At 62.6% G+C, this 11,900-nt stretch carries 10 protein-coding genes; 4 read left to right on the top strand and 6 right to left on the bottom strand.

The annotated features are described in order from the left end of the window. Nucleotides 1-173 precede the first annotated feature (173 nt). Together lon and ACFQ95_RS23045 are read left to right on the top strand one after the other, a co-directional pair. Complete coding sequence (gene lon, locus ACFQ95_RS23050) at nucleotides 174-2,612, top strand: endopeptidase La (RefSeq protein ID WP_422834853.1); 2,439 nt, start codon at nucleotides 174-176, stop codon at nucleotides 2,610-2,612. A gap of 209 nt (nucleotides 2,613-2,821) precedes the next feature. Further along, nucleotides 2,822-4,321 carry a DEAD/DEAH box helicase gene (locus tag ACFQ95_RS23045; protein ID WP_422834851.1) on the top strand — a complete coding sequence of 500 codons (1,500 nt, stop codon included), beginning with the start codon at nucleotides 2,822-2,824 and terminating at the stop codon, nucleotides 4,319-4,321. A gap of 77 nt (nucleotides 4,322-4,398) precedes the next feature. On the opposite strand, the gene ACFQ95_RS23040 is transcribed toward ACFQ95_RS23045, so the two are convergent. Next, entirely contained in the window at nucleotides 4,399-5,244 is an 846-nt protein-coding gene (locus ACFQ95_RS23040; RefSeq protein WP_422834856.1) for a symmetrical bis(5'-nucleosyl)-tetraphosphatase, read from the bottom strand. A 24-nt stretch (nucleotides 5,245-5,268) separates the two neighbouring features. Here ACFQ95_RS23040 and ACFQ95_RS23035 point away from each other — a divergent pair, with 24 nt between their 5' ends. Next, the gene (locus ACFQ95_RS23035; RefSeq protein WP_422834850.1) at nucleotides 5,269-6,573 is read left to right on the top strand and encodes a hemolysin family protein; all 1,305 of its coding nucleotides are present in this window, start codon (nucleotides 5,269-5,271) and stop codon (nucleotides 6,571-6,573) included. Nucleotides 6,574-6,662: 89 nt separating this feature from the next. On the opposite strand, the gene ACFQ95_RS23030 is transcribed toward ACFQ95_RS23035, so the two are convergent. From ACFQ95_RS23030 to ACFQ95_RS23010, 5 genes are all read right to left on the bottom strand, one after another. Continuing rightward, entirely contained in the window at nucleotides 6,663-7,763 is a 1,101-nt protein-coding gene (locus tag ACFQ95_RS23030) for a GlxA family transcriptional regulator (RefSeq protein WP_422834849.1), read from the bottom strand. Between the two features lie 7 nt (nucleotides 7,764-7,770). Continuing rightward, complete coding sequence (locus tag ACFQ95_RS23025; RefSeq protein ID WP_422834847.1) at nucleotides 7,771-8,382, bottom strand: DJ-1/PfpI family protein; 612 nt, start codon at nucleotides 8,380-8,382, stop codon at nucleotides 7,771-7,773. Beyond that, nucleotides 8,379-8,945 carry a cysteine hydrolase family protein gene (locus tag ACFQ95_RS23020; RefSeq protein ID WP_422834845.1) on the bottom strand — a complete coding sequence of 189 codons (567 nt, stop codon included), beginning with the start codon at nucleotides 8,943-8,945 and terminating at the stop codon, nucleotides 8,379-8,381. Before ACFQ95_RS23020 ends, ACFQ95_RS23025 begins: the two co-directional genes overlap by 4 nt. 117 nt (nucleotides 8,946-9,062) lie before the next feature. Next, entirely contained in the window at nucleotides 9,063-9,695 is a 633-nt protein-coding gene (locus ACFQ95_RS23015) for a LysE family translocator (RefSeq protein WP_422834843.1), read from the bottom strand. 83 nt (nucleotides 9,696-9,778) lie between these two features. Then, nucleotides 9,779-10,792, bottom strand: coding sequence for an aldo/keto reductase (locus ACFQ95_RS23010; RefSeq protein WP_422834841.1), 1,014 nt, complete (start codon nucleotides 10,790-10,792; stop codon nucleotides 9,779-9,781). 114 nt (nucleotides 10,793-10,906) lie between these two features. Between ACFQ95_RS23010 and ACFQ95_RS23005 the strand changes: the two genes are divergently transcribed. Then, nucleotides 10,907-11,806, top strand: a complete 900-nt coding sequence (locus ACFQ95_RS23005) for a LysR family transcriptional regulator (RefSeq protein ID WP_422834840.1) — start codon at nucleotides 10,907-10,909, stop codon at nucleotides 11,804-11,806. Nucleotides 11,807-11,900 lie beyond the last annotated feature (94 nt).

Here is an 11,900-nt window from a genome sequence, read left to right as displayed (position 1 = left end):
CCGCGAAGCCGCCAAGAAAGCCTGAGTCCGGCCAAGACAGACTTGGCAGGACTGTTGGCCGCATCGGGGTTGCCACCGACGAAATAATGTCAATTAGGTGAACGTCAGCGTTCACCTTGGGTTGAAAATTCCGATAACACGTCCATATTCATCAGGATCTTCAAAGGATTTACATGTCCGGAACCCTCTCTCTGCCTGCTGAACCTATCGAACTCCCGTTGCTGCCTCTGCGCGACGTGGTGGTGTTTCCTCACATGGTGATACCGCTGTTTGTCGGGCGGCCGAAAAGCATCAAGGCCCTAGAAGCCGCGATGGAAGCCGAGCGCCGCATCATGCTGGTGGCGCAAAAGGCCGCTGCCAAAGACGAGCCCCTCGTCACCGACATGTTTGATGTTGGCTGTGTCTCCACCATTCTGCAAATGCTGAAACTGCCCGATGGCACCGTCAAGGTGCTGGTCGAAGGGCAACAGCGCGCGCGTGTCAACTTCATCGAAGACGGCGAGGCGCATTTCAGCGCCAATGTCACGCCTATGGCGCAAGCCGATGCGACGCAAAAACACACCGAGATCGAGGCATTGCGCCGCGCGGTGATGCAGCAGTTTGACCAGTACGTCAAACTCAACAAGAAGATCCCGCCCGAGATCCTGACCTCCATCTCCAGCATCGACGACGCCGGCCGTTTGGCTGACACCATCGCCGCGCATCTGCCACTCAAGCTCGACAGCAAACAAGTCGTCCTGGATCTGTCCGATGTGCGTGAACGCCTGGAAAATCTGTTTGGCCAGCTCGAGCGCGAAGTCGACATCCTGAACGTCGACAAGAAGATCCGTGGCCGCGTGAAGCGCCAGATGGAAAAGAACCAGCGCGACTTCTACCTCAACGAGCAGGTGAAGGCCATCCAGAAGGAACTGGGCGAAGGCGAAGAGGGCGCGGACATCGAGGAGATCGAGAAAAAGATCAAACTCGCCAAGATGCCCAAGGAAGCGCTGAAGAAGGCCGAGAGCGAGCTGAAGAAGCTCAAGCTGATGTCGCCTATGTCGGCCGAAGCCACCGTGGTGCGCAACTACATCGACGTGCTGGTGGGCTTGCCCTGGTCCAAGAAAACCAAGATCAAGCACAACCTCGGCAACGCCGAAACCGTGCTGAACGAAGACCACTACGGTCTGGACAAGGTCAAGGACCGCATCCTGGAATACCTGGCGGTGCAGCAACGCGTCGACAAGGTCAAGGCGCCTATCCTGTGCCTGGTTGGCCCTCCTGGCGTGGGCAAGACCTCGCTCGGCCAATCGATTGCCAAGGCGACCGGCCGTAAATACGTGCGCATGGCGCTGGGCGGCATGCGTGACGAGGCCGAAATTCGCGGCCATCGTCGCACCTACATCGGCGCTTTGCCTGGCAAGGTGTTGCAAAGCCTGAACAAGGTGGGCACACGCAACCCGTTGTTCCTGCTGGACGAAATCGACAAGCTGGGCACGGATTTCCGTGGCGACCCTTCGAGCGCGCTGCTGGAAGTGCTCGACCCCGAACAAAACCACACCTTTGGTGACCACTACGTAGAGGTTGACTTCGACCTCAGCGACGTGATGTTTGTGGCGACCTCCAACTCCATGAATATTCCTTCGGCCCTTCTGGACCGTATGGAAGTGATTCGCCTGTCGGGCTACACCGAAGACGAAAAGACCAATATCGCCGTGAAGTACCTGCTGCCCAAGCAGTTGGCTAACAACGGCGTGAAGGAAGAAGAGTTGCTGGTGACCGAAGCCGCCGTGCGTGATGTAGTGCGTTACTACACCCGCGAAGCCGGTGTGCGTTCGCTCGAGCGTGAACTCTCCAAGATCTGCCGCAAGGTCGTCAAGGCCTTGCTGCTCAAGCAGATGACGCCGCAAATCGTGGTGACGCCGGACAACCTGAACGACTTCCTAGGCGTGCGCAAGTACACCTATGGCCGTGCCGAGCAGCAAAACCAAGTCGGCCAGGTGGTCGGTTTGGCGTGGACCGAAGTCGGTGGCGATCTGCTGACCATTGAGGCTGCGCTGATGCCGGGCAAGGGTGTGATCACCCGCACCGGCTCGCTGGGCGACGTGATGAAGGAATCGGTCGAGGCCGCGCGCACCGTGGTGCGCAGCCGCGCGCGCCGCCTGGGCATCAAGGACGAAGTGTTCGAGAAGAAGGACATCCACATCCACGTGCCCGATGGCGCCACGCCCAAAGACGGCCCCAGCGCTGGCGCTGCGATGACCACGGCTTTTGTCTCCGCACTCACCGGTATTCCAGTGCGCGGCGACGTGGCCATGACCGGTGAAATCACCCTGCGTGGTGAAGTCACGGCCATTGGCGGATTGAAGGAAAAACTGCTCGCCGCATTGCGCGGTGGCATCAAGACCGTGTTGATCCCGGAAGAGAATGCCAAGGACTTGCAGGACATTCCTGAGAACGTGAAGAACGGTCTGGAAATCGTGCCGGTGAAATGGATAGACCAGGTGCTGGAAGTGGCGCTGGAAACCATGCCCACGCCGCTGTCTGACGATGAATCGCCGGTGGAAACCGTGGCGCTGAAGGTGAACGTGGAAGTCACGCCACCCAGCACCGAAGCCGGTTCCGTGAAGCACTGAGTTTCAACTCACCTGCCTTTGCTGCGCCTTTGGCAAAAGCCAGCAGATCGTTCAGATCTGCTGGCTTTTGGCTTTTCAGGGCACAGGTGACCCTGCGTCAAAGGCGGTCTACGAGAGTGATTTTCCGTTTTATACGATAATGATGGACTTCCCATTGCCGATTGCGCGCAATGTGCTATCAACTTGATAGCCTATCAATGCTGGATTTGATGATCGATACCCCTTTGGATTCTTTTTCGCAGCTGCAGCTTGCGGAACCTCTTTCCCGTGCCGTCGCCGACATGGGTTACACGGCCATGACGCCCATCCAGGCGCAAGCCATTCCCGTTGTGCTGCAAGGGCGCGACGTGATGGGCGCCGCCCAAACGGGCACGGGTAAAACTGCGGCGTTCTCGTTGCCCCTGCTGCAACGCATGCTGCGGCACGAAAACCATTCCACCTCGCCCGCACGCCACCCGGTGCGGGCCTTGGTGTTGCTGCCCACGCGAGAGCTGGCCGACCAGGTGGCCCAGGCCATCAAGTCATACGCCAAACACACGGGCCTGCGTTGCACGGTGGTGTTTGGCGGCATGGACATGAAGCCGCAAACCGCCGAGCTGAAAAAGGGCGTGGAGATTCTGGTGGCCACGCCGGGCCGTCTGCTGGACCACATCGAAGCCAAGAATGCGGTGCTGAACCAGGTTGAGTATGTGGTGCTCGACGAAGCCGACCGCATGCTCGACATCGGTTTCCTGCCCGATCTGCAGCGCATCTTGAGCTACTTGCCCAAGCAGCGCACCACGCTGCTGTTTTCGGCCACGTTCTCACCCGAGATCAAGCGCCTGGCCAACAGCTACCTGCAAGATCCGGTGACCATCGAAGTTGCGCGCTCCAACGCCACGGCCTCGACGGTGGAACAACACTTCTACAGCGTCAACACCGACGACAAACGCCGCGCCTTGCTGCAGATCATCAGGGCGCGCGAAAACAAGCAGGCCTTTGTCTTTGTCAACAGCAAGCTGGGTTGCGCGCGTCTGGCGCGTTCACTGGAGCGTGACGGCCTGAAGACCGCCGCCCTGCATGGCGACAAGAGCCAGGACGAACGCCTGAAGGCCCTGGACGCGTTCAAGAAGGGCGAGGTCGATCTGCTGGTGTGTACCGACGTGGCCGCGCGTGGGCTGGACATCAAGGACGTACCTGCCGTGTTCAACTTCGACCTGCCGTTCAACGCCGAAGACTACGTACACCGCATTGGCCGCACCGGCCGTGCTGGCGCCTCTGGTTTGGCGGTGAGTTTTGTGGCCAGCTCCGATGCGCGTCTGGTGGGTGATATCGAGAAACTCATACGCACCAAGATCGAGTTGGAAGCCGTGGAGTTCGAAGAAGACACGCCGCGCATCAAGACCCAGGGCCGCCTCAACGATGGCCGCCGTGCCTGGGGTGGCGATGATCCGCGCGACGTGATCGACGAGCTGCGCCCAAGCCGTGGCAGCGGCGCGCCCGCGCGTAGCCCGCGCCCGAGCACACCACGTGCCTCGCGGGATCCGTTTTTCGACAAACCCTATGAGCCAAGCGCCGCGCCCAGCGAAGCCGCGCCGGCTTGGGAAGCCTCCATGCGCAAGAACATGGGCAAGGGTATTTCGACCAACATCAAGCCCAAGCGCCGAGTGGCGGCTTTGTTCCAGGCCAAGGTGGAAGTCGCCCCGGTGAATGTGACCGCCGACGTTTAAGCCCGGTTCGGTCCACACGCGCCAGGCGTGAGATCAAGAAAGCGCAGCCTGAGGCTTGCGCTTTTTTTTTCGGCGGCTTATTTCCCGGGCTGTTGCGCCTGGGCGCACTGCACCTGCACCAAGGTGTGCTCAGCCAGCCTGGCGCCCACACGCAAGGCGCTGAGCTTGCCACCCCACACACAGCCGGTGTCTAGCGACCACACATCGGGCCGCTCCAGCCAGCCCAGTGTCGACCAGTGGCCAAACGCCACGGTGATATCCGCCGTGCGCCGGTGTGGCACATCGAACCACGGCATATAGCCCTCGGGGGCAGAGCCCGCGCCTTCTTTGCTGTCAAACTCCATACGTCCGTCCGCGCTGCAAAAACGCAAGCGGGTGAGCGCGTTGACGATGACGCGGATACGCTCCATGCCTTGCAGCGCGTCGCTCCATTGGTCGGGCTGGTTGTCATACATCTGGCGCAGAAAGTCGGGCAGGGCAGGGCCACGCAGCACGGTCTCGACCTCGGCGGCAAGACTGATGGTTTTCTTCGCGCTCCAGCTTGGCAACACACCGGCATGCACCATCAGCAGCGGCGCGCCGGCTACGTGTTCCAGCAAGGCCATGTTTTGTTGGCGCAGCCAATCGAGCATGGCCTGCCGATCGGGTGCGGTGAGGATGTTTTGCAGTGTGTCCAGCCTATGCGCCGGGCGCACGCCGTACGCGGCGGCCAGCAGATGCAGGTCGTGGTTGCCCAGCAGGCAACGCGCGGCCGCGCCATAACCCGCCAGGCGGCGCAGCACGGCCGCCGAACTGGGACCGCGGTTCACCAGGTCGCCCAGCAGTACCAGTGTGTCGCGGCTGGGCGAGAAATCAATCTTCTGCAACAGTTGCTCCAGCGCAGCATCGCAGCCTTGTATGTCACCGATCAAGTACATTGCCATGGTGTTCATTCTCACATTGCTTCCATGGATTTCCTGCTGATCGCGTTTTTGACATTGCTCAATGGTGTGTTTGCCATGTCCGAGTTGGCACTCGCATCCAGCCGCAAGGCGCGGCTCGCGGCAATGGCCGAAACCGGCGACAAGGGGGCGCAGGCCGCACTCAAGCTGTTGGACGATCCGACCCAGTTTCTTTCGTCGGTGCAGGTCGGCATCACCTCCATCGGCATGCTCAACGGCATCTTGGGCGAAGCGGCCTTCAGTGAAAGCCTGGCCCGCTGGCTGCAAGGCCTGGGGGTTCCGGGGCAGCCGGCAGAAATCACCGCCACTGCCCTGGTCATCACGGTGATCACCTTTGTGACGATTGTGTTTGGTGAGCTGGTGCCCAAGCGCATCGGCCAGCTTTACCCTGAGCCTGTGGCGCGCTTTGTGGCGCGGCCCATGACCTGGGTGGCGCGCGTGGCAAAACCGTTTGTGCGCCTGTTGTCGCTCAGCACCATGGCGGTGTTGAAGCTGCTGCAGGTCGACAATGCGGCGGGCCGTTCGGTGACGGAAGAAGAAATTTCCGCCAGCCTGGATGAAGGCCGCGAAGCCGGTGTGATTGAGGAACACGAGCACCGGATGGTGCAGAACGTGTTCCATCTGGATGACCGTCCTCTGACCTCGCTGATGGTGCCGCGTGCCGACATGGATTGGCTGGAGGCGAGCAGCAGCGTGGCTCAAGCCCTGGAAAAAGCCGCGAGTGGCGGTGAACGCAGCACCCACTCCTGGTATCCCGTGTGCCGTGGCTCTCTGGATGACGTGGTGGGCGTGATCAGCGTCGCCCGCCTGCTCGAATTGGGCTCCACACATGCGGGCAGCATTGATACACATGCCCAGCCGGCAGTCTTTTTGCCCGAAACCCTCAGCGGCATGGAGCTGCTGGAGCAGTTCCGCGCCAAGTCCGCACGTGTGGTGTTTGTGGTCGATGAGTACGGTGTGGTGCAAGGCATGATGACACCGCGTGACCTGCTGGAGGCGATTACCGGCGAACTGCGCCCGCAAACCGAGGGGGACGCCTGGGCCACGCAGCGCGCCGATGGCAGTTGGCTGCTGGACGGCCTGATGCCCATAGGCGAGATGAAGAGCCAGCTCGATATCCGCGCCGAGCTGCCCGAAGAAGACCGCGGCCGCTACAACACCGTGGCTGGTTTGTTATTGTCGGTCTCGGGTCATCTGCCCACCGCAGGCGAGACCATTGAATGCGCCGGCTGGACGTTTGAGGTCGTCGACATGGACGGCCGCCGTGTTGACAAGGTGTTGGCGACGGTGATGGCCGACCAGGCGGCTTGAAGCGCGGTCGAGGCTGGGTTCAGCGCGCCACTCAAAATACCGCAAGAAAGATCGGCCGCCAGCGCATGCTGGGAAAGCGTGAGATGCTCTTAATTTGCTAGTGCTTGCGTTGCGCCGGCGCGGTGTGTTGTTGCGCTACTGCCAGTGCCACCAGTGCCAGTGCCGCCAGTGCCAGTGCCGCCAGTGGCACCAGTGCCACGTGGCCACTGCGACGGCGGCGCGCTGCGTCCGGCCTGGCGCCAGGTTCGCCGCAGTTGTGTGTCCGACGTGAAGCCCGCATCGGCCGCGGCTTGGGTGACGTTGCCGCCCGCGCGCAACACACGTTCCGCCAAGGCCAAACGCAGGCCACGCAGATACTGCAGCGGCGACACCCCGGTGTGCTCCAGAAACAGCCGTGCCAGATGGCGCGGCGACACATGCGCCAGCGCCGCCATGCGCGGCACGCTCCAGTCGTCTTGCGGCTGGGCACTGACCGCATCCTGCAGGCGGTGTAACGCCGGATGCAGGTGGTTGCGGTGGGCGAGGAAAGGCGACAGTTCTGGGTCGTGTGCGCTGCGCCGCAGGCCCACCACCATGCGCTGGGCCACACGTGCGGCCAGTGCTTCACCGCAGTGGTCGCCAATTCGCTGCAGCATCAGGTCTAGGCCGGCGGTCACCCCGGCGCTGCTATAGACCGGTGCATCTTCCACAAACACCCGGTTGGCCACCACGTCGCAGCGTGCTTCCACCTGCTGCAACTCGGCCAGATGGTGGTGGTGTGTGGTGGCGCGACGCCCGGCCAGCAGGCCGGCGTGCGCCGCCAGCAACGCACCGGCGCAAATCGCGACCAGCTCCAGGCGCTCGCGCTGCAGGCGCAGGCCGCGCAGCCAATGCAGCAATGTGCGCGCGGCTTCGCTGCTGACGTCGATGGTGCTGCCCGGCATGCCCACCAGCACCACCCAGGTGGGCGGCGTGTCTCCCGGACTCAGATCGGGCAGGGGCGCCAGGCCGGCGAGGGTGATGCCGACCGAGCCCTGGGTCTGCGCTGTGGGGCTGACGAATGCCAGCGTGAACCGCGCCGCCGCGCCGCTGCCCAGCAGGTCCTGGTTGGCCATGCGCAAGGCCTCGGCCGGACCGGCCCAGTCGAGCACCAGGCTGCTGTCGAGCAGCACAAACAAGACTTGTATGGGGCCAGGGCCGGGTGTGCTCATCGGGGCTTCAAAGCGGCTCGGGCCGGTAGGGGTAGTCCATCTGCCGCGCCGTGCGTTCGGCCAAGGCCGGGCTGGCCAAACGCGCCACCAGGTGCAGGCTCATGTCTATGCCGGCGCTGATGCCGGCTGAGGTAACGATGCGGCCGTTGTCGACCCAGCGCGGCGCGTCTTCCACCTTCAGCCAGGGGTAGCGCTGGCGCAGCTCGGCCATGTCTTCCCAGTGTGTGGTAACCGGTTCGCCCGGCTGCAGGACGCCACTCTCTGCCAGCAGAAAAACGCCGGTGCAGACCGATGCGGTGATCTGCGCCTGCGCGCTGGCCTGGGCGATCCAGGCACGGGTGGCGGCGCAGGCTTCGGCCTGGGTGGTGACGCCGCCGGGCACGATCAGCACATCGGCCCGGGGCGCGTTGGCAAAGCTGTGTTCGGCGACGATGGACAAGCCCGCGCGGGCGCGCACAGTGGCGTTGTCGCGTGCCACACACACCACGTTGAAGCGTGGTGCTGCGTCGGGCCGCACACGCAGGCCCATGCGGGTGGCGGTGGTGAAGACCTCGTACGGGCCGGCCAGGTCTAGCGCTTCAACATCGTCAAACGCGAGGATTTGGACTTGCAGGGTCACGCGGCCACCGCCAGTTCTTCCAGTGCCTGTGCGGAGTTGACGACGCGCGCAAAGCGACCCGCCAGCACGGTGGCCGTGCGGGTGTTGATGTCTGCCGCCGCCAATCTGCTGCCGTCGGCTTGCGTCATGTCCCAGGTGTGGTTGGCGTCCAGCACAAAATCCACTTCCCAGCCCAGGTCGGACGCATGGCGCGTGGTGGTTTCGCAGCACTGCTCGGTGCGGATGCCGCTGACCAACAAGCGCTGCACACCGTTTTGCGTGAGCCACACATCCAGCCCCGTACCCACCAGCGCGCTGTGGCGGCTTTTGGTGAAAGTAGCGGCGGGAGTGAAATCGACCAGACCTTCCAGTGGGCGCACGTGACCAGAGGCGGCAGAAAACGGGTTTTCTACCGTGTTGGCACCGCTGCTGTGCAACACCCGCACCACCGGCACACCGGCGCGCACGCAGCCTTCAATCAGCGCGTTCTGCGCCTGCAGATAGGCCGGCAGGGCGTCCTCGGTGAAGAACGGGCGGTGGCGGAACGACTCTTGCACGTCGATCACTATGAGACATTTTTTCATGGCGCGGTACTTTCGAGGGATGAAGGTTGATGCGCTTTATTTTGCTGCGCCAGTGGCCTGCATGAAATGCACAAAAAGACCAGATTAGATCATTTTGAGACATTTATTGGTGCGTCTTCAGCGCGCTTGCATGGCCACCCGCAAGCCCAGTGAGATGAACAACACACCAATGATCTTGTGTTGCCAGCGTGTGAGCCAGGCCAGGCGCTTGACGAGCCGCCCCAGGGGCCGGATGGCGAGTACCAGCAGCGTGGTGTAGAGCGCACTCAGTGCCACAAAAATCAAGCCCAGAAGCGCAAACTGCAGAAACGAGGAACCCTGTTCCGGCTGCACAAACTGCGGCAGAAAGGCCAGGAAAAACAAGGCCGTCTTGGGATTCAAAAGCTCGGCCGGAATGGCTTGCCAAAAGGCCTGGCGGGCGCTGATGGGGGCGGCCGTAGGCTGGCCGGCCGACGCGCCGGCGGGCTTGGCACACAGAGCGCGCAGGCCCAGGTACAGCAGATAGGCCGCGCCCACCCACTTGACGACATTAAAGGCCAGGGCTGAAGTCATCAGCAAAGCCGACAAACCGACCGCCGCACACAGCGTATGCAGGAAGTCGCCTGCCGCCACGCCCAAACCGGTGTAGATGCCCACCTTGCGCCCGCCTTGCACGGTGCGCGTCAACACCAGCAACACGGCGGGGCCGGGAATCAAAAACAAACCCAGCACCACGGCCACAAAGGTGGCCAGGGTAGAGATATCAAACATGTGTGGCCTCTGTGTGTTGCGAGTGGAGTCGCAGTCTAGCGCGCCCAGGCTGGTGCTGGCTGGCGGCGCTGGCCCGGCGCTGGTCAGCGGGTCTCGACCCCGGCCCAGCCGGCGTCTGGATAACGCGCACCCTGTACGCTTCCGGCCGCAAACAAGCTGTCCAGCCGCTGCATGACCGGCATGGGCAGCACGACCGTGCTGGCCGCGAGGTTCTGCGCCAGGTGGCGTTGGCGGCGTGTGCCCGGAATCGGCAGCACATGGGGCTGCTTTTGCAGCACCCAGGCCAATGCGATGGTGGCCACAGGCAGATCCAGTTCGGCGGCCATCGCCGCCATGCTGGTGTGCAACTGTTGGTTGGCCTGGCCGGCTTCACCTTGAAAACGCGGCAGTGCGCGGCGGAAGTCGTCGGCTGCAAGACTGTTATCGGCCGGCGGCTGGTTGGTGAGAAATGCGCGCCCTAGCGGGCTGTAGGCGACAAAGGCCGCACCAAGTTCGCGGGTGGCGGGCAACACCCGGGCTTCGGCACCGCGCTCCCACAACGAATACTCGCTTTGTACGGCAGCTACCGGGTGCACCGCATGGGCCGCGCGCAGCGTTTCCTCGCTGACTTCCGACAAACCAATGGCGCCTATCTTGCCGGCGCGCACCAGGTCGGCCAAGGCGCCCATCATGTCTTCTATCGGCACTTCCGGGTTGCGCCGGTGGCAGTAATAGAGGTCTATGCACTCCACACCCAGGCGGCGCAACGAAGCCTCTGCGGCGCTGCGAATGTAAGCCGCTGTGTTGTCTATGCGGCGCTCGTATTGGCCGGGCTGGCGCACGATGCCGAACTTGGTGGCGACCACCAGCTCGGCGCGTTGGGCCGATGACAGTCCGCGCAAAAAACGGCCCAGCAACTCTTCGTTGTGGCCAAAGCCATAGGTGTCGGCCGTGTCGAAATGCCGCACACCGAGCTGATGCGCGGCGTGCAGCGTCGCCAGGGATTCGGCGTCGTCATGCGCGCCGTAAAACTCGCTCATGCCCATGCAGCCCAAGCCTAGTGGCTGGATTTGGTGGCCGGCAAGTGCGCGGGTAGGGGTCGAGGCGGCTGTGTGCATGGTGTTTTATCAAGTTGGTGAAGTGGCAAGGGCTGCATCATCCACTGCAAACGTTTGCGGCACAATCGGGCGAAATCAGTACGTACTGTGCTGTTTGGTTAATGAATGGACGCCATGCCTACACCCGAGCTGCTGCATTTACGCGCCTTGTCTGCCGTGGCCGAATGGGCCAGCTTCAGGCGCGCAGCGCTGGCCATGAACGTGTCGCCCTCGGCACTGAGCCAAGCCGTGCGCACCTTGGAGCAGTCGCTTGGGGTGCCGCTGTTGCAGCGCACCACGCGCAGTGTGGCGCCCACCGAGGCTGGCAAACAACTGCTGGCCGAGTTGCGCCCGCTGCTCGCGGGCTTGGACGCGGCGATGGCCAATGTCGGGCAGTTTCAAACCGAGGTACGCGGCACCTTGCGCTTGAATCTGCCGCGCAGCGCTGCCAGCCTATGGCTGGAGCCGCTGCTCGGCGGCTTTCTGCGGGCCCACCCCGGCATTCATCTGGAGGTGAGCAGTCAGGATGCGATGGCCGACATCGTGCCCGGTGGTTTTGATGCCGGTGTGCGTTTTCCCGAGGCCTTGCCACGCGACATGGTGGCAATACCCGTGGGGCCTATGCAGCGTTTCACCGTGGTGGCGACGCCGTCTGTGGCGCGAACCCAGGGTGAGCCGCTGGTGCCGGATGATCTGCTGGCGCGTCCTTGTATACGCCAACGTTTCCCCAGCGGCGCCTTGTACCACTGGCAGTTTCGCAAGGCTGAGGTGGTTCGGACGCTGAACGTGAACGGCCCGCTCACCGTGGACGATCAGCGACTCGCGCTGGGTGCTGCCCTGGGTGGGGTCGGCTGGGCCTACGTCTATGAGGCCATGGCCGCTGCAGACGTGAAAAGCGGCAACTTGGTGCAAGCCTTGGCCGATTGGTGTCCGCCCGAGCCAGGTTTTCAGCTTTATTACCCGGATAGGCGCCAGGTGAGTCCGGCCTTGCGGGCGTTTATCGATTGGCTCAAAGCCGCACAAAGCAAACATTGACGGTCGATTTGCTTAGGATATTAAGCAAATGAAGCCCCATGCATCGTTTATTGATGCAAATCATGGGAATAGTTCGCATTTCATTGACAAATAA

Origin of the sequence: Variovorax sp. HJSM1_2 (genome assembly GCF_049316285.1) — a bacterium.
Classification (GTDB): domain Bacteria; phylum Pseudomonadota; class Gammaproteobacteria; order Burkholderiales; family Burkholderiaceae_C; genus Rhodoferax_B.
Note: the sequence above shows the minus strand (reverse complement) of the source record. Positions and strands in the feature narration are given on the sequence as shown.

Coding starts and splice junctions, on each gene's coding strand:
- lon (WP_422834853.1), top strand. CDS start 174: ATGTCCGGAACCCTCTCTCTGCCTGCTGAACCTATCGAACTCCCGTTG.
- ACFQ95_RS23045 (WP_422834851.1), top strand. CDS start 2,822: ATGATCGATACCCCTTTGGATTCTTTTTCGCAGCTGCAGCTTGCGGAA.
- ACFQ95_RS23040 (WP_422834856.1), bottom strand. CDS start 5,244: ATGGCAATGTACTTGATCGGTGACATACAAGGCTGCGATGCTGCGCTG.
- ACFQ95_RS23035 (WP_422834850.1), top strand. CDS start 5,269: ATGGATTTCCTGCTGATCGCGTTTTTGACATTGCTCAATGGTGTGTTT.
- ACFQ95_RS23030 (WP_422834849.1), bottom strand. CDS start 7,763: ATGAGCACACCCGGCCCTGGCCCCATACAAGTCTTGTTTGTGCTGCTC.
- ACFQ95_RS23020 (WP_422834845.1), bottom strand. CDS start 8,945: ATGAAAAAATGTCTCATAGTGATCGACGTGCAAGAGTCGTTCCGCCAC.
- ACFQ95_RS23015 (WP_422834843.1), bottom strand. CDS start 9,695: ATGTTTGATATCTCTACCCTGGCCACCTTTGTGGCCGTGGTGCTGGGT.
- ACFQ95_RS23010 (WP_422834841.1), bottom strand. CDS start 10,792: ATGCACACAGCCGCCTCGACCCCTACCCGCGCACTTGCCGGCCACCAA.
- ACFQ95_RS23005 (WP_422834840.1), top strand. CDS start 10,907: ATGCCTACACCCGAGCTGCTGCATTTACGCGCCTTGTCTGCCGTGGCC.